We start from the raw sequence: 24,416 nt of genomic DNA, 5'->3' as shown, positions 1-24,416 counted from the left end.
AAGGGAGTAAATATTTGCATTCTCATACAAATTTAAGAGTACTTTTTATTACTATGAGTGTTAATAAAGTGTTCACTTCGATTGTCGAATCTCATGTAAACGTCATTGGCGTAATAGAATCAAAATCTAAGAATCCTGCAAGGCAAAAAACGAATTTAAAAGAATTTTGTGAAGAACACAATTTACCGTATTATTTTATGAACAAAGGTTGCAACGCAGAGTTAGAGAATTGGGTGAAGAGTCTGGAACCTGATTTAATAGTTGTAAATGGGATGTCAGAATTATTAAAGAAAAATATTATTGATATTCCCAAAAAGGGATGTATTAATTTACACCCAACTCTCCTTCCAAAATATAGGGGTCCCTATCCATACTTTTGGATTTTTTATGATATGGATTTAAACCAAGGTTCGACCGTACATTATATAGATGAGGGTGAAGATACAGGCGATATTATTTATCAGGAAAGTTGCCGTATACCATTTGGATGTACGCAGGAAGAATTAATTGAAGAACTAGAATCAAAAACAGGTGTAAAATTATTATTAAAAGCCATAAATGCGATAGAAAATGGATATGCCCCCCGAATAAAGCAACCAGAGAATAGTCCAACTGTACGTGCACGGCAAATTACACCAGATGAATTTAAGAGTATAGTAGATTGGGAGAATTGGGACATCGAAAGAATATGGCATTTACTACGAGGAACTCAGAATTGGCTTAATGCGTATGATTTTTCAGATATACCAGGAACTATCATAAAATGGCGTGTTAACGATTATGTGAAAGAGCCAATAACATCAAATATAAAATTTGGAAAAGTATATCAAGAAGATAATTATTATTTTGTTTATTGTAGGCAAGGTAAAATATTTATGGATGTTCTATATGAGTAACATTACTTTTTGAATTCACAAATTTTTCCGGGCTTCTTTACTTTAACTTTGTTGAGCAGCCCATTTTTTATGATCGATATTCCGGAAAATAGTTCTTCTTTAATTCTTGTTGTGAAAACTTATTTTTTCGTATATCTAAAAGTTGTTCATATTCATCTTTTAAGAAAACTTTTTTTCCTAATTTAAAAACAGTAGATGAATTTTGATTAAAACTTCTTTTAAATTCATAAAGACTATCCTCTCGGCTTCCTAAACCACCACCAAGATGAAATGTATTATACCCTTGCTCTAGACCCCAGCAAGCGGCTTCATAGATTAGAAGATTCATAGGTCTCAAATGTCCAAAATCTCGATCTAATGCAGATAGATGATAATGAAGTTGATTATTTGAACGGAGGATAATTGCCATAGCGATTTTTCGATTTTCATAAGTAGCATAAAAAATATTCGCATGATTTTCTAATTCTTCTAACACATTCATATAAAAATCTTTATTAAAAAAATAATAGTCTGTAGCATCATTATTTTTCATTGTTGAATTATATAAAGCGATAAATTCCTCCATTAGATTGTAATTCCAATCGCTATATATTTCCACTCCACTTTTTTTAGGTTTTCTTATCTTATATTTATTGCTTTTGGCAATATTTTTTTGTACTTGTTCGATTGAATCCATTTCAATTGTTATTGTCTTACTAAGTGATGATATATCATACATTTGGTTTAAAGATTGATAGTTTCTTAGAACTGGATGAAAACGGACAACCTCTGATATAATCCCTTCTTTTTGGCAAATCGCATTATATACTTCATCTAGAACATTTATATTTTCTTCTGAAATATTTCCCTCTAACAAAAATCCTCCAAAACCATAAGGAGTAGCTAAATCAAAAAACGTATTCGAAGGAAGAGTATCTATAAACCTATTATCCTTTGAAATATCACGTTTCATTACCACATTTATTGCTTTCATATTGTTATGTTCAAAGTAAAAAAGTAGTGGTTCTCCATCTCCATGTAGTTGAAATGCTTCTACATAATTCGATAAATAATAAATATCGTAATTATCAAAACTTCTAACAATTTCATTCCACTTTTCTTTTTCATTGATTTTAATAATTGAAAGCAATTATACACTTCCTTCGTTAACATAATCATTTAAAATCTCATGAAATTTGTTTCCCTCAAAGTCCTCCATGATTTTATTTGGATCTTCATATATATCTTCCCGTTTGATTACTTTTTTCAAAGTTAGTAACAAAATCTTAATATCATTTAACAGATTCATATTTTCAACATACTTTACGTCTAAATCAAATTTCTCTTCCCACGATAAATAATTCCTACCCTTCACTTGTGCAAGCCCTGTTACACCTGGCCTTACTTCATGCCGCCTTTTTTGATGATCATTGTATAATTTTAAGTAATGAACTAATAGTGGTCTAGGTCCAATTAGGGACATGTCACCCTTCAGTACATTAAATAGTTGTGGCAATTCGTCTAAACTAGTCGATCTTAAAAAACGGCCAAACTTTGTTAATCTTATCGTTTCGGGAAGCAATTCACCCGATGCATCCCGTTCATTGGTCATTGTTCGAAATTTATATAAAGTAAAGATTTCCTCATTTTTTCCTGGTCTTAGTTGTTTAAATATAATTGGACTTCCTAGTTTCATCTTTACCAAAATTAAAACTAGTAAAAAAATCGGACTTAGCAATACAATAGCAGTAAATGAAATGAACAAATCAATTAGTCTTTTAATAAATTTTTCGTAATACACACCGGTAAAGACTTTCAAATTACATCACCCCTACATACTGATTAATTTCCACACCAATAATAAATTGATAACCACCGTTTCCGAATACCTAAATAAATCAAAAAATTATTATAACTATTATAATGCACAGAGATATCAAAAAATTACTATTTTATCATCTTTTACATCAAAAAAGCCTTATTTTTTCAAAATAATTATCTTGACGAAATAAATATTCATCAAATTAATAAAATAAGTGATTTACCTTACCTGAATTATGAGTATAATTACCTATAACCAATCAAAAAGAAAGCATCTCTAAAAGTCTTATATCAAGACTTTTAGAAATGCCTTCTAATTACCTTATTAAATTTTTGACAACCTTAAAAGTAATCGATAAATGTAGGAATCCCAACTGGAATGATGTCCTCTAACACCATAATTATTTCACTTTTACCTATTAATCGTTCAATTTTTTCAAGATATTTTGGTCGTTTATATCCTAATATCATCGTAGTTAATGTTTGAATCGACATCAAAACCAAAATATCTGGTTTCTCATTACCTTCATCGATTTTTTTCACTTTAACTTTCCAATCATTTGATGTAATTTCATATATTCCATTATTCCACGCTGCTAACCGATCTGTTATTTTTAATTGAATGTGGAAATTAGGCTCATCAAAAGGAAATCGTTCAAGGAATTTTTCAACATCCACGATACGTGCCATAAAATATGGAGAGACTTTTTGTATAATCTCACTATCCTCTAATAAAAACGCAACTGGCTCATTTCCTGCTGTTTTTCCGTATGCATTATATACCATTGATTTATGGGCAGAAACGAAATTCCATAATCCTTTCCGCGCTTCTTCTTGTAAATACACAATTTCATCAATGTAAAAGTTTTCTTCCATAATTCGATAAAACAGATAGCCTTGAGGAACATCATTTTCATCATAATATACTGCTGCCTGCAACTGTACATCGGTATCGACAAATTTTTCTTCCCAATAATCTTCATGGAATTTTTCATTCCAAGCAATTGAATTACGAATCATTGCTCCATGGGTCCTTGATGCATATCGCTCATATACACCAATTACTTCTTCGCTTAATGTTTCCACTCTTCGCATTTTTCCTGATACTTCAGCGTAGTGTGGAAATTGTGTATCTTTTACTTGAAACTCTACAATATCACATATTATTTCCCATCCCTTTTTCCGATAATAAGGAATTGAAAAGGGAAATAAATATGAAATATAACGTCCTTCTTGTCGCATTATTATCAAAGTTTCTTTAATTAGTTGATCCATTAATCCCTTCTTGGAGTATTCAGGATACGTACCAATTGCGGTAATCCCCCCCATTTCATAACATTCACCAAATACATTTACTTGAAAGGGTAAACTTAAAATTTGGGAAACCAGTTGATTACCATCAAACCACCCTAAAGCATGCCCGACATGAAACTGTCTACTCTTTTCACTAACAAATTTGCGATCTTTTTTTATAGATAATGACATTTGAAATACATAATTTAATAATTCAATGGATTGAGCCATCTCATCCATTCGAATTTCACGCATGACTAACCCTTTTCGCTGATTCACTTTAATCACCAATCATCATATTATTAACTTATTGTGCTTCAAATAAAAATAATTATGTTCAAGTTTATTAAAATTGATTGTAAAAAAACCATTTATTTTTTTTTACACTTTCTGGTTCAAAAACAGTTAGCGGCTTGTTCTTAATGACGCACCTATTATTCTCAAGAAGTAGTTGTACATAGCTAGCTAATCGCCTATTTTCTAAAACCTTTAATCCTTCTTTAAAAAGAAATGGTCGGGTGGTTAAGTTATGTGCATCTGACCCGTACGTATGAATTAAATTTGCTTCAAGTAGTTTTAATGAAAACTTTTGAATCTTACGCCCATAGTTACCTGCTAAACTTCCTGCTGTAATCTGTGTGAAAGCCCCCATTCTTATTAGCTCTTCTAGAAGTCTAGGATTTGCATAAATTGCCCTATTTCTCTCAGGATGGGCAATAATTGGAATAATGCCTGCAAAAGTTAACTCTTGTATAATATGTGATGTATAATACGGCACAGAATTTGAAGGAAGTTCGATTAACATATAATCTGATCCTGCTAACGAATGAATGCTTAGTTGTTTATATTGACTTAGGATATTAGTGGATAGCCTAACTTCATGGCCTTGATGGATTGTTAAGGGTATATTGTTCTTTAGAAGTTCTAATTGGAGAATACTTACTTTTTGATGTACTTCACTAAAATCAACTGAATAAAGTGGATGTTGGTAATGGGATGTGGCGATTATTTCAGTAATTCCTTCTTCTACAGCACGATTTAACATTTTTATAGTTTGCTCCATTGTTGTGGGACCATCGTCTACATTCCATAATAAATGGCTATGTAAATCAATCACCGACTCTTTCCCCCATTATAATGTTCTACATTTAACATAATGTTAAAGGACAAAAAATAGAACTATTAGTAAAAAAGAATCAATGTATTATTTACAAAAAGAAATAGAAAACCCCCTTATGACAATTGTCATAAGGGGGGTATTATAATTACATAAAGGCCTTTATAAATGTTATTTCGCGTACTCAACCGCACGAGTTTCACGAATAACTGTTACTTTTATATGGCCTGGATAGTCAAGTTCTTCTTCAATTCGTTTTCGAATATCTCTAGCCAAACGATGAGAGGCTAAATCGTCCACTTTATCTGGCTGTACGATAATGCGGATTTCACGTCCAGCTTGAATAGCGTATGATTTTTCAACACCATCATAGCTTTCAGAAATTTCCTCTAGTTTTTCTAAACGACGAATATAATTTTCAAGCGTTTCACTTCGAGCTCCTGGTCTAGCTGCTGAAAGTGCATCTGCAGCCGCAACAATTACAGCAATTACAGATGTTGGTTCAGTATCACCATGGTGTGATGCAATACTATTAATTACAACTGGATGTTCTTTGTATTTCGTAGCAAGTTCTACACCAATTTCTACGTGACTTCCCTCTACTTCATGGTCAATTGCTTTACCAATATCATGGAGTAATCCTGCACGTTTCGCTAAAGTTACATCTTCACCTAGCTCTGCTGCAAGAAGTCCAGATAAATGAGCTACTTCTATGGAGTGCTTTAAGACATTTTGTCCATAGCTTGTACGATATTTCATACGACCTAAAATCTTCATTAAGTCTGGGTGTAAATTGTGAATTCCCACTTCGAAAGTAGTTTGTTCACCTGTTTCACGGATTTGCTCGTCCATTTCTCGACGTGACTTTTCAACCATTTCTTCAATACGTGCTGGATGAATTCGTCCATCTTGCACTAATTTTTCAAGAGCTAAACGTGCTGTCTCACGGCGAATTGGATCAAATCCAGATAAGATAACAGCTTCTGGTGTATCGTCTATAATTAAATCGATTCCCGTCAGTGTTTCCAGTGTTCGAATGTTTCGACCTTCACGACCAATAATACGGCCCTTCATTTCGTCATTCGGTAAATTTACAACTGATACAGTTGTTTCTGCAACATGGTCAGCTGCAAAACGTTGTAGTGCCAGTGACAGAATTTCACGAGCTTTTTTGTCAGATTCTTCTTTAGCACGAGTTTCAGCTTCTTTTGTCATCATTGCAATATCTGTCGAAAGTTCATTCTCAACTTGTTTTAAAATGATATCTTTCGCAGCTTCTCGTGTTAGGGCTGCAATTCGTTCAAGCTCTAACGTTTGTTCGCGTACTAGCTCTTCCACTTTACTTTCCATCTGTTCAATATGCTGTTGTCTTTCAGTTAGAGCTTCTTCTTTTCGCTCTAAGCCTGATTCTCTCTTATTCAGAGCATCATCCTTGCGATCAAGATTTTCTTCTCTTTGCAATAACCGGTTTTCTTGTTTCTGAAGCTCTGCCCGGCGTTCACGGATGTCTTTTTCTGCTTCAGTTCGAATTTTGTGAGTTTCATCTTTTGCTTCAAGTAGTGCTTCTTTTTTAAGCGCTTCCGCCTCACGCTTAGCTTCATCTATGATGAGTTCGCTTGCGTGTTTCGCACCATTTACTTTTGATTCATTCACTTTTTTCATATAGAAATAGATAACAGCGGCACCGACGATGAGTCCAAGCAAAGCGGAGATAATAATTTCAATCATTCGAACACCTCCTCTTGCTATATTCGTTTCATTTTCAGTCGGCTCATACATTGACTTTTTAGTAATTTTTTCAACATACTGCCTATTTCATTTCATAATTTAGAAATTATACAACTTTTATTGTATAGTTCAATACTAGGTATGTCAAGGATTCCCACTACTTAAGAAGTTTTTTATACATAATATTTTATATGTTTTTTATCCACTTAAAACAGGATTTTACCTATTAATTATTTTAGGCAAATAATGTGAAATCTATTCAATATTGGGTATTATTTCTATTCAACTCTATTTGCATCCAACATCCCTTTATTTAAGCAAATACTAGTAAACTCATCTATAGAAAAAAACGTTTACTCCAAAGTAAAAACTTTAAGAGTAAACGTAGAATTATTATTCATCTTCTAAAAGCAATGCTAATTCTTCATCCATGTCTTCATCTTCATCATGAGCTCCAATTGTGTATGATGCAGCCGCTAAACCATATGATTCACGGATTTTATTAGAAATTTGCTCACGAATTTCAGGATTTGCCTTTAAGAATTGTTTTGCATTTTCGCGACCTTGTCCAATACGTTCGTCCCCGTATGCATACCAAGAACCACTTTTTTGGATGATATCAAGTTCAACACCTAAATCAACAATTTCTCCCTCTTTTGAAATCCCTTCACCAAACATAATATCAATTTCTGCAGTACGGAATGGTGGCGCAACTTTATTTTTAACAACTTTAATTTTTGTTTTGTTACCGACCATTTCAGTGCCTTGTTTGATTGTTTCAGCACGACGAACTTCAAGACGTACAGAAGCATAGAATTTAAGTGCTCGTCCACCAGTTGTTGTTTCAGGGTTTCCAAACATTACACCAATTTTTTCACGTACTTGGTTAATGAAAATGGCTAATGTGTTTGATTTATTAATAATACCAGATAATTTACGTAACGCTTGAGACATTAAGCGAGCTTGTAACCCCATATGAGAGTCACCCATCTCACCTTCAATTTCAGCTTTTGGTACAAGGGCAGCAACAGAGTCAATTACAATAATATCGATAGCTCCACTACGAACTAGAGCTTCAGCGATTTCTAATGCTTGCTCCCCTGTATCTGGTTGTGAAAGTAAAAGTTCATCTATATTAACACCTAATTTTTGTGCATAGACAGGATCAAGTGCATGTTCGGCATCGATAAAAGCAGCTTGCCCACCCTTTGCTTGTACTTCTGCAATTGCATGTAGCGCAACTGTTGTTTTACCAGAAGACTCTGGTCCATATATTTCAATAATACGTCCACGTGGATAACCACCTACGCCTAGTGCTGCATCAAGTGCTAACGAACCACTTGAAACAGTTGAAATTTGACGGTCAGATTGCTCTCCAAGCTTCATAATAGAACCTTTACCGAATTGTTTTTCAATTTGTTTTAACGCCATATCTAAGGCAGCTTTACGATCACTCAAAAGATTTCCTCCTTATAGAACACGTTTATAATTTCTCTCTCTTTTTCTTATGTCTCTACTATACTTCTTTTTGAGACAAGTTTCAAGAAAAAAGCGAACATATTTTCGATTTTTAGCCAAAATAAAAATTTGAGCTATTTATTATAACTCAAATTTTAGAAGTAATACTATAAATAAAGGCGAATATAAACTGGCAATCTATTCTTCTTCAGGAAATAGAAAATAAGAGGTGTTACCAGTTATTTTTTTTCGTAACCCTTTTCAGCTAATAGACGCATTAAATAACTAAATGCTAATTTGACAGCTCTTAAACGATTTGTATTACGCATTCCTGACAGTTTTAATTGACGTGTTACCGGTTCATAACCTTTAATACTAAAACCAATCCAAATCGTTCCTGCAGGTTGACCGTCATGAGGTTCAGGACCTGCTGCACCAGTTAATCCGACACCAATATCTGTTCCGAATTTTTCTCTCACCTTTACAGCCATTTCCGCCGCACACTCTTGGCTAACAATGCCATATTGATCTAATAAAGATTTTTCGATACCCAGTTGGTTAATCTTTGCATTTTCAGTGTATGTAACAACACCACCAACTAAAGTACCGCTTACTCCTGAAATTTCAGCTAATTCAGATTGGAATAACCCAGCAGTTAAGCTTTCTGCAGCGGATATCGTCAGTTTATTATGCAAGAGCATTTCTACTAATTTTGATGCTAATGAATCATCATTATTTCCATAGTGAAACTCTCCTACAATTGCTAATATCTCGTCTTCCTTAGCTTTAATCAAATCCTTCGCTACTTGCTCTGAGTTTGACTTTGCAGTAATTCTTAATGTAACTTCTCCATCAGAAGCAAGGGGAGCTATTGTAGGGTTTGTTTGAGTATCTAAAATATGTTGTACTTTATGTTCTAGTTCTGCCTCACCAATTCCGTAAAATCGTAAAACATGAGACATGATCACACTTTCACCATTAAGTCTAGCTACTAGTTTTGGCTTTGCTTCATATTGAAACATTGGTTCAAGCTCTTTTGGTGGTCCAGGTAGTAAGATATATGTATGGTTATTTTTTTCTAGTAGCATACCTGGAGCCATGCCATGATGGTTTGCTAACACTTCGCTACCATCAAGAATCAGCGCTTGTTTTCGATTATTCTCTGTCATTGGACGATTTATTTTAGCAAAAAATTGTTCAATATAGTTTAAAGCAGTTTCGTCAAAGGTTAACGAAACACCTAAATGATTTGCTATGGTTTCCTTAGTTAAATCATCTTTAGTCGGTCCAAGCCCACCTGAAAAGATGATTAAATTAGCCCTTGATTCAGCTATCTCAATTGCCGACTTTAATCGATTTGCATTATCCCCTACAACCGTATGATAATACACATTTATCCCTAATTCAGACAATTGATTAGAGATAAATTTTGCATTGGTATTGGCGATTTGTCCTAAAAGTAACTCTGAGCCTACTGCTATGATTTCTGCATTCATACACTAACCTCGCTTATTTAGAGTTGACAAACACACGACGATTTAAATAAAAATATTCCCAACCTGACCAAATAGTAAAAATTAATGCAACATAAAGGGCAATCATATCAAATGGGATGTTTAGTAGTTCAAAAATAATATTGTGTAATAACAAAGCAGAAATCGCGACAATTTGTGCCCATGTTTTGATTTTACCTAATTGACTTGCTGCCACAATTTCACCTTCACCAGCTAAAATTGCTCGTAAGCCAGTAACAGCAAATTCTCTACTTAAAATAATGATGATAATCCAAGAAGGAGCCATACCTAATTCAACAAGTACGATAAATGCTGCACTTACAAGTAATTTATCTGCTAATGGATCAAGAAATTTCCCTAAAGTTGTAACTAAGTTATATTTCCGCGCAAAGTGACCATCCACCCAATCCGTTGTTGAGGCAATGATAAAAATCATCGCCGCAACAAAGTGATTGACAGGCATTTCTGCACCTAATAACTCCATAGAACCCCAATTAAAATCAAATAGTATTACAATCACAAATAATGGTATTAAACATATTCTAGAGATTGTAATCTTATTCGGTAAATTCATTTTTTAACACCTTTCATTCGAAAGAAAATAGCCATCTTAGAGATGACTACTGTTCTTGTTGTAATGTAATAATTATATTTTGTGTAGTAATATCTTGAACGTACTTAAGTTCTTCATCATTTACAAATACTTTTGCGGCTTTCGAATTTCCAAGTCGAATACGTGCATAGGCATTTGTTGTTGAGTCATGCTCTACAACTTCACCTGCTTGATATACACGGGCATCCACTTGCTCATCACCGTTAGCATTTCGAATTCCTACCCAAGTTTCACCTGAGACTTCAATTCGAATTTTCATTGTATCTGTTCCTGTTAAAGTATAATTCGTTGTTTCGCCACTTACTTCACCTGGAGTAATCGTTTGGGTTACAACCGGTTCCTCTTCCTCTTCTTCAACAGGCTCTTCTGTCACTTCGTTGTCTTCTTTATCTGTTTCTTCTTCAACAGGTTTCGTAGGAGTAGGTGATTTATCATATTCCACTTCGGAAACATCATCTTCTAAATCATCCGGTGTATTGGAAACTTTTTGTTGATTTAAAAACCAAATAGCCAAAATAATCACAACAATAAATAAAGCCACAATAATTTTTGGCATTGTTTCTAATAAACGATTTGTTGACCTTGTATTAAGCTTTCTACGCGTAGGACTTTGTGAAATCGATTGAGCAACCTCTTCTGTTGGTTGATTCGGGAGATCTTTTTTAAATTCTGCTAAAATTTCATCTGCATCTAAACCTACTGCTTCTGCATATTGCTTAATAAATGCCCGTACGTAAAATGATCCAGGCATAATCGAGTAATTACCTTCTTCTATACCTACAAGATATCGTTTTTGAATTTTTGTAATCTCTTGTAAGTCATCCAAACTGTATCCTTTTGATAACCTCGCTTCTTTAAGGCGAGTACCGAGTTCTGTCAACAATAACACCTACTTCTTTCTAAATTACTAAAAATTAAATCCACCAAAACCACCAAATTGGTCATTCTGTGACATCATCTCATTTTTCTCAATTATCTCATACGTAATCACTTCGTCTGGATGGTGACGTAGTTCAATAATGTAATCGAAATCTTCAAGTTTATATTCTGAGTGTTGGACAAACAAATCAGGATGCTCTACAACTTTTGTGGCAGGTAATCGCATTATTTCCCTAACAAGTTGTTGATGACGTTCGTCTGTTGTTCTTCTTGTAACTGCACCATCTAGTATAAATAGATTGTTTTGATTAAATTCATCACCTATTAATTGATTACGGACGGTTTGTTTAATCATTGTTGATGATAAGAAAATCCACTTTTTATTGGCACATACACTGGCAGCAACAACAGATTCCGTTTTGCCTACTCGAGGCATACCACGGATACCAATTAATTTATTCCCTTCCTTTTTAAATAATTCTGCCATGAAATCGACTAATATTCCGAGTTCATCACGAACAAAACGGAAGGTGTTTTTTTCGTCCGCATCCCTTGTAATATATTTACCATGCATAACAGCTAGTCGATCCCTGACTTTTGGCTCCCGAAATTTTGTTACATGAATATTGTCCATCGTTGAAACAATTGACATGAACCGTTCAATTGATTCTTGCTTCTCCGCTTTTAATAGCATTCCACGACGATCTTCATCAATACCATTAATTGAAACAATATTTACACGCAACATACCGAGTAAAGATGCAATATCTCCTAATAAACCTGGACGATTTACTTGAATCTCATATTCAAAATACCATTCTCCCATGAAACCGCCCTCCATAAACGAAACGATTATTTCTTTTATAAGTTTCATCATAGCGGATTTTATATGTATTGAAAAGTTAGAAACATGCGATTTTCTTCCATTTTATAAAATTTTATTAAAACGGAAATAAAAGACGTTAAAAAACGAGAAAAAGGAAATTTCTTTGTCGAAAAATGATGAATAATTGTATTTCAGAAAGATTGATAGAAGAAAAAGGAGGACTAGCCTCCTTATGAAAAAATTGTAATAAGCGTCCTTAACTGTTGCTAATTTGCAAAAGTATCGGACGCCTTTCGAAAGCTGTGTTTATTGTACACGATTTTTTTGTACAAGTTTAATTACACAGTTAGCAAGCGCATGTTTTTCTTCGCTATCTGCTACTCCCCATAAATCGGAAAGTACTCGCTCTTGTTCATTTTTTGGATCAACATTTTTAGCTAAGTAGTCACCAATTTGAACAGCAGTTTTTTCAATCACTTTTTTACTCATTCCGTGTTCTTTTGCTTCTTCAACTTGTTGACCTAAAAATGATGTCCATTTTTCCCAGTTTTCTAATAACATTGTAATCTCCTCCTTTGCACTTTATTATGTGCAGCTTCGGAGATTATATGTACCATCCACCATTAATTCGAATAATTTGTCCAGTTATATAATCCGCTTCACCACTTAGATAAAAAGCAACTAAATTTGCAACATCTTCAATACTACCAGGTCTTCCCAATGGAATATCGTCCTGTAATTGTAGTTGTTCATCTTCTGATAAATGTGCGTTCATCTTAGTTTCAATTAATCCAGGTGCTATCGCATTAACAAGTATATGATTGTAGGCGACTTCTTTAGCATAGGATTTTACGAAAGCATGTTGTGCACCTTTTACAGCACTGTAAACTGTTTCAAAAGCTGCACCTGCCTCACCCCAAATAGAACCAATAAATAGTACATAACTTACTTTATTCGCTCTCAATTTACTCGATACTAATGCAAGTAAACGCATTGGGTTTTGCACATGTACTTTCCATAATTTATCCATTTCTTCTACAGGTGTGTCTTCTATAAGTCCATAATATGCATGGCCACCAGCAAAGACAATTGCTTGAAGTGAATAAAGTTGAGAAGCTAATAGTTCAGCTGCGTTATTTAATGAAAAGTCTGATTGTACCACTAGAAACTCTTGGTCTTTATATTTTTCGGACAATTCCATTTGCAATTCATTTACCTTAGTACGATTGTAATTGAAATGTAAATAGAGCGACCAACCTCTATCTGCTAGTCGCTTAACTATTGCACTACCTATTGCACCTGAAGCACCTATTACAAGGGCAAACTTCTTCATTTTAAGCTTCTTTCTCACTTGAAGGTAAGATTTTAAATACTGTTTGTTGTGACTCACCCTGGATTGTTTTGAATGCATTTTTGACATCTTCTTCAGTAATTGTCTCGATAACTGGAACTGCATCAAACAAATTCATATCATTAAATTTATATCTCGTAAATTGGTTTGCAATAAATTCCATCGAGTTTAATGCTCTTAAGAAATAACCAATTTTTTTACGTTTTACTCTTTCAATGGCTTCTGAAGATAATAATTGTTCTGCATTATTGATTTCTTCTTTAATACGCTGTGCTAATTCATCTGGACTTGTTGAATCTGAACCGATTAAAGCAAATCCATATCCCTTTTCTAATGAGAAATCATAGGCAAAAGATTCATCTATCAAACCGTTTTCATATACTTCTGTATAGAAATCAGATGCACGACCAAATAGACACTCTAAAGCGATTTGGACAGAAAGTTCATGTTTTAACATTTCTTCCCCGCTTAAATCTGTTTCTTTAGCCTTTAAGCCAACATATACTTTTGGTTTTTGAACATCCATTTTCAGTTCGCGTTCTTTAACAGCAACATCTAATGGTTCATCTTCAAAATGACGTTCAATTGGTGTTGGTTCAGGGAATTCTTTTTTATTTTGGTTATCTTCTATAAATGCCATCATTTCAGTAGGATCAATTGCACCAACTACAAATAATAACATGTTCGATGGGTGATAAAACGTGTTATAGCATGTATATAAATGCTCGGCAGTGATTTTATCAATTGATTCGATTGTCCCTGCAATATCAATTTTTACTGGATGTGTATGGTACATATTTTCGATTGCACCGAAATATAGACGCCAATCCGGTTGGTCATCGTACATCGTTATTTCTTGACCTATAATCCCTTTTTCTTTATTTACTGTTTCTTCAGTAAAATAAGGTTCTTGAACAAAGTTTAATAATGTTTCAGTACTTTTATAAATATTATCCGTTGCAGAGAATAAATAAGCTGTACGAGTAAAGGAAGTAAAGGCGTTGGCTGATGCACCAGCTTCACTAAATTGTTGGAAGACATCCCCATCTTCTTTTTCAAACATTTTATGTTCTAAAAAGTGTGCAATTCCATCTGGTACTGTAATTGATTCATTTTCACCGATTGGTACAAAAGTACGATCAATAGAACCGTATTTCGTTGTAAATGTCACAAAAGTTTTTGAAAATCCTTTTTTCGGTAAAATATATACATCTAAACCGTTTGATAATTTTTTATAATATAACGTTTCATCTAATTGATTGAATTCAATTGCTTTCACGGCTTAAGCCTCCTTTCCACATAAGAAATAAATTGCTTCTAGTTTTACTTGTGATGCCATTTTTTGCACGTCTTTCTTTGTAACTTTTGCCCATCGTTCTTTCCATTTATCAACAGAGAATGTTTCTCCTAAATTTTTATATTGATCATAAATATCAATTTGACCTCTCGCTAAATCAAGGGCTTCTTTCAGTTGATTTGTTAACATAGCTTTTGTTTGATTTAGTTCTAAATCTGTAATTTCTCCATTTTTGATAGCATCTAATTGCTCAAAAATAACATCTGTTGCTTTCTTTTCATTAGCGGGTTCAATACCAGATACTACATATACTAAGCCATATTGCGCTGAATAAGAACTAGATGCATAATAAGCTAAACTTTCACGCTCACGAACATTCATAAATAATTTTGAATGTGCATAACCCCCAAATACACCATTGAAAATTTGCATTTTAGGGAAGTCTTCATCGCCAAACAAGACTGGCGTACTAAAACCAATATGAAGTTTACCTTGTTTCATATCTTGTTGTTCTTTTGTATATTCTTTTTCTGGTTTTGACTCTTGATTTTGTTGCTCTAGTTTTTTTGGTGTACGGTCTTTAAATTGTAAAACTTGAATTAACTTGTTTTGTACTTCCTCTACATCAATATCTCCTACTACATAGATATCAACTTGGTCTTCGTTAATCATTGAATAATAACTATCCGTTAAGGATTCTGGAGTTACTTTCTTAACTGTTTCAATCGTTCCATTTGCGGAAATTGAAGCAGGATGATTTGGTCGGATAATTTGTGCCAAGCGAGTTTGAGCATAACGGGTTTTGTCATCAAAAATCGATTGAATACGTTGAATAATCATCTCTTTTTCACGTTCTACAATAGATGATACAAATTTCTCATTTTCAAAATTTGGTTCGAAAACAACTGTCTTTAATAAATCTAGAACATCGTTTAATACATTACTATTAGCTAAATATTGATCGTTGACTGTTTCAATATTTAATAATACCGTATGTTCATTACCACGCTTGGAAGCATCAAAATACAAAACAGTTCCATATAAATCGTCTAAATAACTACGAAACTGCGCTGATTTTTTATATTTTCCATTACTATGGTGTAATACGTTTGACAAAACTGCTCGTGCTGCTGCAGTTTCCTCCGTTAATGGGGCTCTCCATTTTATTGAAAAATTAACTGTCTTAAATTGGGTAGTTTGTCTTATATGAAGATTTACACCTTCCGCTATCTTTGTTGTTAGAAACAAAAAAATTCCTCCTGACATCAATCTTTAGAAGTAACTATACTTACTATACATGTATAATTGGTGTTTATGCAAAAATAATCCAATTTGTTTCTCATTATGTGAAAAATTTAATAATTCATCCTATATTTTGCCCTACAACAGTTGTTTAATTCATGCACAATAAAAAAGACCACTTCCACATGTGTGAGAAGTGATCTTTTTAGGAAAATTATCTTTTTCCTTTTATATATGGTACACCACTTGCTTTTGGTGCGTTCGCTTTACCTATAAATCCTGCTAGAGCCAAGATTGTTAATACATACGGTAGGATGTGTAAAAATACATCTGGTACATCCTTAATATAAGGAATGGACGAACCCACAACACTTAATGCTTGAGCAAAACCAAAGAACAGTGCTGCCCCAAGTGCACCAATTGGATGCCATTTACCAAAAATCATCGCTGCAATTGCCATGAAACCTTGTCCACTAATTGTTGAAGCACCAAAGTTACCTGCAATCGCTTGTGCATAAATTGCTCCACCAATTCCACCTAATGCTCCGGAAATAAGTACAGCCATATATCTCATTTTTGTTACGTTGACACCCATTGTATCAGCAGCCATTGGGTGTTCACCTACTGCACGTAATCTCAATCCAAATGGTGTTTTTGTTATGATGAACCATGCAATGATTGCTACAGCAACGGCTAAAATAGATGTTGCATAAACGTCTACAAAGAACATTTTTCCGATAACAGGGATATCACTTAAAAGTGGAATATCGAAACGTGAAAAACGTTCTGTAATTGAATCTGTTTGACCTTTATCGTAAATCATTTTAACAGTAAATACTGCTCCAGCTAACCCTAACATATTTAAGGCTACACCAGATACTGTTTGATCTGCTCGTAAAGATACCGCTGCAACAGCTAAAATTGCAGATAATAAAATTCCGAATAACATGGCTACGATTAATCCAATCCACGGTGTTGCATCGCCGAATTGGTCTGCAAATGTAAGATTGAAAATAATACTACTTGCTGCTCCAACAATCATAATGCCTTCAAGACCAATGTTTACAACACCTGATCGTTCAGTGAATACCCCACCAATAGCTGTCATAATTAATGGCGCCGCGTAGAAAATTGCAGAAGGAATGATAAAATATAACACTTCTAAAAAGCTCATGTTATTTTACCTCCTTTCTCTTACTAAGACGTTCAAGCGCCAATCGAATAACATAGCCTGAAGCTACAAAGAAAATAATTAATGCAATAACAATCGAAACGATTTCTGTAGGGACTCCTGCTTCACTAGGCATATTTAATCCACCATATTTTAGTGAACCGAATAGGATTGCACCAAGAAGTACTCCAAATGGTTGATTAGCCCCAAGTAAGGCTACCGCAATTCCATCAAAACCGATACCTGTACTTGCATGTAACTTTGTCATATTTTCAAACGTTCCTAATGCTTCCATTGCCCCACCGAGACCAGCAAAGGCACCTGAAATAACCATTGCAAGAATGATATTTTTACTAACGTTCATTCCAGCATATTGTGAAGCGTGTTTATTAAATCCTACTGCTTTTAGTTCATACCCGCGCGTAGTTTTTTCTAATATAAACCACATAACCATTACAGCAATTAATGCAAGGACGAATCCCCAGTGTAAACGAGAGTAATCTGTAATGGATTGAAAGAATTCAGAGCGTAGAGATGCCGTTGCATGAATTTTTTCAGTACGTTCTCCACCACCAGAAATAACGTCAATCAATGCATTTGCCACATGTAATGCAGTATAGTTCAACATAATCGTTACAATTACTTCGTGCACTTGTAATTTCGCTTTTAATAAACCTGGAATAAATGCCCATAATGCACCCGCAACAGCAGCTGCGATCAATGCTAATGGTAAGTGAATGATTGCAGGTAGTTCAAAAGCCTGTCCTACATAGGCAGCAGCCAACCACCCCATAATAAGCTGACCTTCAACCCCGATGTTGAAAAGCCCTGTTCTAAAAGCAAAGGCAACCGCTAAACCTGAGAACACATATGGCGTAATCTGACGAACAGTTTCACCAAGTGTATAAGAATCCATAAAAATACCGTTCCACAATGCCGCATAGCCATCAATTGGATTAAATCCACTTGCAGCCATTACAATCGCACCTATAATTAACCCGAGTACAATTGAAATTAGTGGAACAAGAATATTAATTAGTCGTTTATTCATTTTCGCCACCTACTTTATTTCCGTTTTCTTGTAGCGATTGACCTGCCATTAATAAACCTAGTTCTTGTTCATTTGTTTCATTTGGGAACACTGTATCAATTATTGAACCATCATAAATTACAGCGATTCGGTCAGAAACATTCATTACTTCATCAAGTTCAAAGGAAATAAGTAATACAGCTTTTCCTTTGTCACGTTGTTCAATTAAACGTTTATGAATAAATTCAATGGCACCTACATCAAGTCCGCGAGTAGGTAGAGCTGCAATTAATAAATCTGGATTTCTATTAATTTCACGCCCAATAATAGCCTTTTGCTGGTTACCACCAGATAGTGAACGTGCAATTGAAGATTCGCCATGTCCAGTACGAACGTCATATTCTTCAATTATCTTACGAGCAATCTCGCTTACTTTTTTGTAATTAATTACACCATTTTTTGAAATCGGCGCTTGGTAGTATGTTTGTAAAGCAATGTTATGTCCAATAGGAAAATCTAATACAAGTCCATGTTTATGACGGTCTTGAGGGATATGTCCAAGACCTGACTCAGTAATTTTACGTGGTTTTAAACCTGTAATATCTTGGCCGTTTAGAGTAATTTTTCCTTCTTTTACTTTTCTAAGACCAGTAATTGCTTCGATAAGTTCAGATTGACCGTTTCCATCAATCCCTGCAATCCCTACGATTTCACCTGCACGTACCGATAAATTTAATCCTTTGACTTTATCGATTCCACGGTTATCGGCAACAACTAATTTATCAATTTGTAGAACAACATCTTTTGGTTGTGCCTCTTTTTTCTCTGTTTTAAATACTACTTGACGTCCAACCATTAATTCCGCTAGTTGATTTGGATTTGTTTCTGCTGTTATAACAGTGCCAATTCCTTTCCCTTTACGGATTACCGTTACTCGGTCAGAAACATCCATGATTTCTTTTAATTTATGAGTAATTAAAATAATGGATTTACCTTCTTCAATTAGACGTTTCATAATTTGAATTAATTCTGTAATTTCCTGAGGCGTTAGTGATGCAGTCGGTTCATCGAAGATTAATATGTCAGCACCTCGATAAAGCGTTTTCAAAATTTCCACACGTTGCTGCATCCCAACAGAAATATCCTCTATTTTTGCATTGGCATCTACATTCAAGCCATATTTTTCAGATAGTTCTTGAACTTTTTTTGATGCATCTTTAATATTAATCGTCGCCATTTTCGTTGGCTCCGCACCTAGAATAATGTTTTCCGTCACCGTAAAATTTTCAACTAGCATAAAGTGTTGATGTACCATACCAATTCCAAGTTTATTTGCAACATTTGGGTCAGTTATTTTAACTTCTTTACCGTGAACTTTAATTGTTCCTGCTTCCGGTTGATATAACCCAAAGAGTACATTCATCAACGTCGATTTCCCTGCACCATTTTCGCCAAGTAGTGCATGAATTTCGCCTTTTTTAAGTTGAAGGGTGATGTTGTCATTTGCTACAAAATCCCCAAATTGTTTGCGGATTCCAAGCATCTCAATCACATATTCCAATGTGTTCACTCCCTTGGACACTTATATTTTTTAAACTAGTAGACTTGTATATTAACACAAGAAAGGTTTCAATCGTTATTAGTAAATTTATGTAATTTTAAAACCTTTCATCTGTTAACGTTTTTAAGTTTCTAAACATTAAAAGAACATGAAGACTAGCTAGGCTAGCCTTCATGAAAACCTAAAATTATTTCTCAGGTTGTTCTGGAACTTTAATTGTTCCATCAATAATTTGTTGTTTATATTCTTCAATTTTTGCTAAGTTTTCTTCAGAAATAGCACCGCGAGAATCAGCTAAGTCTACACCTTGATCTTTTAAACCATAAGTGATTGTTTGTCCACCAGGGAAGTTACCTTCTTTAGCTAATTTTGCAACTTCTTGAGCTGCAACGTCAACGCGTTTTAATACAGATGTTAATACGATGTTTGTATTATCATCAACTTTACCTTCATCATATTGGTCACGGTCTACACCGATAGCCCAAATATTTGCATTAGGATCTTTTTGTTTACGTTCTTTTGCTTCTGTAAATAAACCGTTACCTACACCACCAGCAGCGTGGAAGATAATATCTACACCTGAATCATACATGCTTTTTGCAATTTGTTGACCTTTTGCTGCATCAGTGAAAGACTCTGCATATTTTACATCAACTTTGATATCTGGATTAATTGCTGCTACACCAGCTTCGAAACCAGCTTGGAATCCACCAATGATAGCACCTTCCATACCACCGATGAAACCAATTTTGTTTGTTTTTGTTTCAAGAGCTGCAGCTACACCTGCTAAGTATGAAGCTTCGTTTGCACGGAACATAATTGATGCTACGTTATCTCTACCATCAACAACTTCGTCAATAATAGCGATTTTTGCTTCTGGTTTTTGACCAGCAATTTCATCAACTGCATCATGTAATGCGAAACCTACTGCAAATACTAAATCAAAGTCACGACGAATTAAGTTATTTAAGTTTGTTACATAATCAGATTCTGATTTTGATTCTAAATAATCAATACCACCATCGCCTTTTTCAAGGCCATTTTCTTCACCAAATGCTTGGATACCTTCCCAAGTTGATTGGTTGAATGATCTGTCATCTACCCCACCAGTATCTGTTACCATTGCAACAGAGAAGTTTTCAGCAGTTTCTTCAGTACCAGTGTTCGTATCTTTTTCTTCTGTTTCATCTTTTGTACCACATGCGCCAAGGATTGTACCAAGTGCTAATAACCCTGATAACGCAAAGGCAAATTTACGTTTCTTCATGAGATAACCCCCCAAGATTTTGTAATTAGCAGGAATTTTTGAACCTTGCTCTACACTCTTTTACGAATTACATGGAAACTGAACTTATCAGCCCGGAAGTAATTCTTAGAGTAGAGAACAACACAATCATTATCATCATAATGTAGTTGTTTTAATACAAGTAATGCTGTTTCTCGACCGCAGTTTAATATAGGTGATACTTGTTCATGATATCCAATTGGATCAATGTAAGTTACAGCATAGGCCACGTGAATGTCACCAGATTGTTCAAGCGACGAGAAAATGGATACTTCTTTTTTCTGAACGAAATCTTCTGGAAGATGTTTAGCCAATACCTTGTCCACACAGTAGACTACAGGTTCATCATTAGCTGTTCTTACTCGTTCAATTGTAATTACCAAGTCATTTGCGTCACAGCCAAAGCGTTCTAAATCATCTTCTGTTGGAGTGTCTTCAGTTGCCTTAATGAAAATTGTTCCTGGTGTCATCCCAGCTTTTTCAATCATGGATGAAATACTCGATAATTGTTCAATACCTGAAGAAAAGACAGGTTTTGGATTTACGAATGTTCCAACTCCATGGCGGCGAACGATAACATTCTCTTCTTCTAATAATCTTAGCGCTTCACGTAATGTTGCACGACTTACCCCAAGTTCTTTTGAAAGTATAAATTCGGAAGGAAGTTTTTCATTTTCTTTATATATTCCTTTTTCTATATCCGATTTTAAACGATCAATTACTTGTAGGTATAAATGACGATGGTCTGCTTTTATTGACATTTCATCACCACCACAACAAAAGATCAGACATCTGATGTTGAACATTCCTACTAATCGTTCATACTATACCATTTTTATTCATTAAAGGAAATAGATTTGCATACAATTATTCTTTAATAAAAGTAGATTATTAACGTTTTTTGACATTAATATGCTATTATTAAAGGCTATCCATTTTCGACTCCTGCTTTTGTAATAAGTACTTGTCGAGGTCTACTACCATCTGGTGGACCAACTACTCCCCTCATTTCCATCTGATCGACAATACGTGCTGCTCTTGAATAACCAATTCTAAAACGACGCTGTAACATCGAAACGGAAGCGGTCTGCATCTCAACTACAAGTTGTACAGCTTCGTCATATAATTCATCAGTTTCATCTTCAAAAGTTTTATCTGGTTCGTCTGTTGGAATCATAGTTTCATCATATTGAGCTTTTTGTTGTTCAATTACAAAATCAACAACTGCCTCTACTTCAGCATCTGAAACAAACGATCCTTGGACACGAATTGGCTTTGAAGAACCCGCTGGTAAAAATAACATATCACCTCTCCCTAATAATCGTTCAGCACCACCCATATCTAATATTGTGCGCGAATCGACTGTAGATGATACTGCAAAAGCAATACGTGAAGGAATGTTTGCTTTAATAACTCCAGTAATTACATCCACTGATGGTCTTTGTGTTGCGATTATTAGGTGAATACCTGCTGCACGTGCCATTTGCGCTAATCGAGTAATCGAATCTTCTACATCATGGGAAGCTACCATCATCAAATCTGCTAACTCGTCAATAATAACAACGATATAAGGTAATTTTGGCTGTTTTTCATTTTGAGTTCTATTAATCTGTTCTATATGGTCGTTGTATCCTTTAATATTTCGAGTACCTGTATGGGAAAACAAATCATATCTGCGTTCCATTTCAGAAACTACTTTTTGCAATGCTTGTGACGCTTTTCTTGCATCCGTTACTACAGGTGCTAATAAATGTGGAATTCCGTTATATACATTTAATTCAACCATTTTTGGATCGATTAACATCATTTTTACTTCATGGGGAGCTGCACGCATTAAAATGGATAAGATAATTCCATTAATACAAACACTTTTCCCACTTCCTGTAGAACCAGCTACAAGTAGATGGGGCATTTTATCAAGTTCAGATAAAATTGCTTGCCCAGTAATATCTCGACCAAATCCAATTAATAATTTTGAATTTGGCTTATTATTTTCTTTTGCCTCCAGTACCTCCCTTAACGTAACCATGGCAATCTCGCTATTTGGTACTTCAATACCGATTGCTGACTTACCTGGAATCGGTGCTTCCATCCGAATATCCTTCGCTGCAAGGGCTAATGCTAAATCGTCTTGAAGACTTACGATTTTACTCACCTTTACCCCAATATCAGGCATTACTTCATACTTTGTAACAGCTGGACCTAGATGAACTTGAGTTACTTTCGCTTTTACACCAAAACTATAAAAAGTTTGTTCAAGCTTTTTCGCATTAGATTGAATAATGGAATATTCACCACTTTGATCATGGGAGGGAGGAAGTTCTAACAAGTTCATCGATGGTAATCGATAATTTATGTTTTCAACATTTACTTCTACAGCTTGTTGAAGGGATTTATCAAATTTTTCAATGTCTTCCCTGCTTTCTTCAGGTACTTCTTCAACATTTACTTTTTCTTGTTTTGGTTGTTCCTTATGGATATTACGTGTAAATGCCTGTATGATCGGTTCTTCTATTTGCTCTTCTTCTTCAAAATAATGTGAGGGTTGATTAATTGGGACTTTTTCATCCGTAGTCATCGCTATTTCATCTGCTATTGATTTCTCTTTAGCCTTTCTTCGCCGTTTTGGTTTTTCGTCTTTTACTACGGATCTTTTACTTCTTTTTCTTCTTCTAGGGAAACTTTTTTTAATTTTTGGTGCTTTTTCTATTATTAAAGGAACAAATGCTTTTCCAGTAATTAAAATGATACCAATAAATAATATAAACCATGCAGCAATTTTTGCTCCTGCAGAATCAAACAAAATATGGAACATGCTAAAAAATAGTGCACCAATCATACCACCACCTAATGCACTACTACGATTTTCGATGCCATCCATTTCAATAAGTAATCGCCAAGTTTCCCTCAAAACGGAATCTGTTAGTAGTTTGTTGCTTTTATATAATTCTTCAAATAATACACTATGTCCAAATATCGATAAGCTTAATAGAATTAAAATAGATCCCTGTACAACTCGATCTTTAAAGGAAATCCCTTTTCTTTGGACCATTAATAATACTGCAGTGAATACTGCAAAAAATGGAACTGCAATATATAGGTTTCCAAAAAGAAACATCGATATTGTCTGAATTGTGCGACCTACAACTCCATATTCAAAAAATACGATAATTGCAAAGGCAATTAATAATAGGCCAATAATTTCATAAGCTAACGGATGAAGTCCTGTTTTTGCTTTTGTACTCGGCTTTTTCTGTGCCACTTTTTTCACCTACTTTTCTATTACAACTAAACTATCATATATTTTAGCGAAAAAAAGGATTTCCTTTACCGTTAATTCGGCTAAGAAAATCCT

At 34.5% G+C, this 24,416-nt stretch carries 21 protein-coding genes; 1 reads left to right on the top strand and 20 read right to left on the bottom strand.

What is annotated here, in order from left to right; all coding sequences use genetic code 11:
• Positions 1-14 precede the first annotated feature (14 nt).
• Positions 15-896: a methionyl-tRNA formyltransferase gene (locus NKR20_RS05250; RefSeq protein WP_253424191.1), complete on the top strand. Its 882-nt coding sequence runs from the start codon at positions 15-17 to the stop codon at positions 894-896.
• Between the two features lie 67 nt (positions 897-963).
• On the opposite strand, the gene NKR20_RS05245 is transcribed toward NKR20_RS05250, so the two are convergent.
• The 20 genes from NKR20_RS05245 to NKR20_RS05150 all read right to left on the bottom strand — a co-directional run bounded on the left by NKR20_RS05245 (position 964) and on the right by NKR20_RS05150 (position 24,332).
• Complete coding sequence (locus tag NKR20_RS05245; protein WP_253424188.1) at positions 964-2,025, bottom strand: GNAT family N-acetyltransferase; 1,062 nt, start codon at positions 2,023-2,025, stop codon at positions 964-966.
• Entirely contained in the window at positions 2,026-2,694 is a 669-nt protein-coding gene (locus NKR20_RS05240; RefSeq protein WP_301285893.1) for a sugar transferase, read from the bottom strand. It abuts the gene before it with no gap.
• A 344-nt stretch (positions 2,695-3,038) separates the two neighbouring features.
• The gene (locus tag NKR20_RS05235; protein ID WP_253424185.1) at positions 3,039-4,268 is read right to left on the bottom strand and encodes a GNAT family N-acetyltransferase; all 1,230 of its coding nucleotides are present in this window, start codon (positions 4,266-4,268) and stop codon (positions 3,039-3,041) included.
• A 67-nt stretch (positions 4,269-4,335) separates the two neighbouring features.
• Entirely contained in the window at positions 4,336-5,106 is a 771-nt protein-coding gene (locus tag NKR20_RS05230; RefSeq protein ID WP_253424182.1) for a tyrosine-protein phosphatase, read from the bottom strand.
• Between the two features lie 171 nt (positions 5,107-5,277).
• A complete protein-coding gene (gene rny, locus NKR20_RS05225) occupies positions 5,278-6,834 on the bottom strand; it encodes a ribonuclease Y (RefSeq protein ID WP_121215006.1) in 1,557 nt (518 codons plus the stop codon).
• A 393-nt stretch (positions 6,835-7,227) separates the two neighbouring features.
• Positions 7,228-8,292: a recombinase RecA gene (gene recA / locus NKR20_RS05220; protein ID WP_121215007.1), complete on the bottom strand. Its 1,065-nt coding sequence runs from the start codon at positions 8,290-8,292 to the stop codon at positions 7,228-7,230.
• A 239-nt stretch (positions 8,293-8,531) separates the two neighbouring features.
• A complete protein-coding gene (locus tag NKR20_RS05215) occupies positions 8,532-9,788 on the bottom strand; it encodes a competence/damage-inducible protein A (RefSeq protein WP_253424179.1) in 1,257 nt (418 codons plus the stop codon).
• Positions 9,789-9,801: 13 nt separating this feature from the next.
• Positions 9,802-10,380: a CDP-diacylglycerol--glycerol-3-phosphate 3-phosphatidyltransferase gene (gene pgsA, locus NKR20_RS05210; RefSeq protein ID WP_121215009.1), complete on the bottom strand. Its 579-nt coding sequence runs from the start codon at positions 10,378-10,380 to the stop codon at positions 9,802-9,804.
• A 46-nt stretch (positions 10,381-10,426) separates the two neighbouring features.
• Positions 10,427-11,308, bottom strand: coding sequence for a helix-turn-helix domain-containing protein (locus NKR20_RS05205; protein ID WP_414674161.1), 882 nt, complete (start codon positions 11,306-11,308; stop codon positions 10,427-10,429).
• An 18-nt stretch (positions 11,309-11,326) separates the two neighbouring features.
• A complete protein-coding gene (locus tag NKR20_RS05200; protein WP_121215011.1) occupies positions 11,327-12,124 on the bottom strand; it encodes a DUF3388 domain-containing protein in 798 nt (265 codons plus the stop codon).
• A 306-nt stretch (positions 12,125-12,430) separates the two neighbouring features.
• Positions 12,431-12,685 (bottom strand): DUF3243 domain-containing protein, encoded by a 255-nt coding sequence (locus NKR20_RS05195; RefSeq protein WP_097072205.1) that lies wholly within the window; start codon positions 12,683-12,685, stop codon positions 12,431-12,433.
• A 43-nt stretch (positions 12,686-12,728) separates the two neighbouring features.
• A complete protein-coding gene (ymfI, locus tag NKR20_RS05190) occupies positions 12,729-13,457 on the bottom strand; it encodes an elongation factor P 5-aminopentanone reductase (protein WP_121215012.1) in 729 nt (242 codons plus the stop codon).
• Between the two features lies 1 nt (position 13,458).
• Positions 13,459-14,754: an EF-P 5-aminopentanol modification-associated protein YfmH gene (gene yfmH / locus NKR20_RS05185; protein WP_121215013.1), complete on the bottom strand. Its 1,296-nt coding sequence runs from the start codon at positions 14,752-14,754 to the stop codon at positions 13,459-13,461.
• A 3-nt stretch (positions 14,755-14,757) separates the two neighbouring features.
• Positions 14,758-16,020 carry an EF-P 5-aminopentanol modification-associated protein YfmF gene (gene yfmF, locus NKR20_RS05180; protein ID WP_253424176.1) on the bottom strand — a complete coding sequence of 421 codons (1,263 nt, stop codon included), beginning with the start codon at positions 16,018-16,020 and terminating at the stop codon, positions 14,758-14,760.
• A 208-nt stretch (positions 16,021-16,228) separates the two neighbouring features.
• Positions 16,229-17,188 carry an ABC transporter permease gene (locus NKR20_RS05175; RefSeq protein WP_121215015.1) on the bottom strand — a complete coding sequence of 320 codons (960 nt, stop codon included), beginning with the start codon at positions 17,186-17,188 and terminating at the stop codon, positions 16,229-16,231.
• Position 17,189: 1 nt separating this feature from the next.
• Positions 17,190-18,236: an ABC transporter permease gene (locus NKR20_RS05170; RefSeq protein ID WP_121215016.1), complete on the bottom strand. Its 1,047-nt coding sequence runs from the start codon at positions 18,234-18,236 to the stop codon at positions 17,190-17,192.
• The gene (locus tag NKR20_RS05165; RefSeq protein WP_253424172.1) at positions 18,229-19,776 is read right to left on the bottom strand and encodes an ABC transporter ATP-binding protein; all 1,548 of its coding nucleotides are present in this window, start codon (positions 19,774-19,776) and stop codon (positions 18,229-18,231) included. Before NKR20_RS05165 ends, NKR20_RS05170 begins: the two co-directional genes overlap by 8 nt.
• Before the next feature lie 187 nt (positions 19,777-19,963).
• On the bottom strand, positions 19,964-21,043 hold the full coding sequence (locus NKR20_RS05160; RefSeq protein ID WP_121213043.1) for a BMP family lipoprotein: 1,080 nt from the start codon (positions 21,041-21,043) through the stop codon (positions 19,964-19,966).
• 50 nt (positions 21,044-21,093) lie between these two features.
• A complete protein-coding gene (locus NKR20_RS05155) occupies positions 21,094-21,822 on the bottom strand; it encodes a GntR family transcriptional regulator (protein WP_121213042.1) in 729 nt (242 codons plus the stop codon).
• Between the two features lie 167 nt (positions 21,823-21,989).
• Positions 21,990-24,332: a DNA translocase FtsK gene (locus NKR20_RS05150; protein WP_472926695.1), complete on the bottom strand. Its 2,343-nt coding sequence runs from the start codon at positions 24,330-24,332 to the stop codon at positions 21,990-21,992.
• Positions 24,333-24,416: the final 84 nt, after the last annotated feature.

Origin of the sequence: Ureibacillus endophyticus (assembly GCF_024159215.1) — a bacterium.
Lineage (GTDB): Bacteria > Bacillota > Bacilli > Bacillales_A > Planococcaceae > Ureibacillus > Ureibacillus endophyticus.
Note: the sequence above shows the minus strand (reverse complement) of the source record. Positions and strands in the feature narration are given on the sequence as shown.

Coding starts and splice junctions, on each gene's coding strand:
- rny (WP_121215006.1), bottom strand. CDS start 6,834: ATGATTGAAATTATTATCTCCGCTTTGCTTGGACTCATCGTCGGTGCC.
- NKR20_RS05215 (WP_253424179.1), bottom strand. CDS start 9,788: ATGAATGCAGAAATCATAGCAGTAGGCTCAGAGTTACTTTTAGGACAA.
- pgsA (WP_121215009.1), bottom strand. CDS start 10,380: ATGAATTTACCGAATAAGATTACAATCTCTAGAATATGTTTAATACCA.
- NKR20_RS05200 (WP_121215011.1), bottom strand. CDS start 12,124: ATGGGAGAATGGTATTTTGAATATGAGATTCAAGTAAATCGTCCAGGT.
- NKR20_RS05195 (WP_097072205.1), bottom strand. CDS start 12,685: ATGTTATTAGAAAACTGGGAAAAATGGACATCATTTTTAGGTCAACAA.
- ymfI (WP_121215012.1), bottom strand. CDS start 13,457: ATGAAGAAGTTTGCCCTTGTAATAGGTGCTTCAGGTGCAATAGGTAGT.
- NKR20_RS05175 (WP_121215015.1), bottom strand. CDS start 17,188: ATGAGCTTTTTAGAAGTGTTATATTTTATCATTCCTTCTGCAATTTTC.
- NKR20_RS05170 (WP_121215016.1), bottom strand. CDS start 18,236: ATGAATAAACGACTAATTAATATTCTTGTTCCACTAATTTCAATTGTA.
- NKR20_RS05160 (WP_121213043.1), bottom strand. CDS start 21,043: ATGAAGAAACGTAAATTTGCCTTTGCGTTATCAGGGTTATTAGCACTT.
- NKR20_RS05155 (WP_121213042.1), bottom strand. CDS start 21,822: ATGTCAATAAAAGCAGACCATCGTCATTTATACCTACAAGTAATTGAT.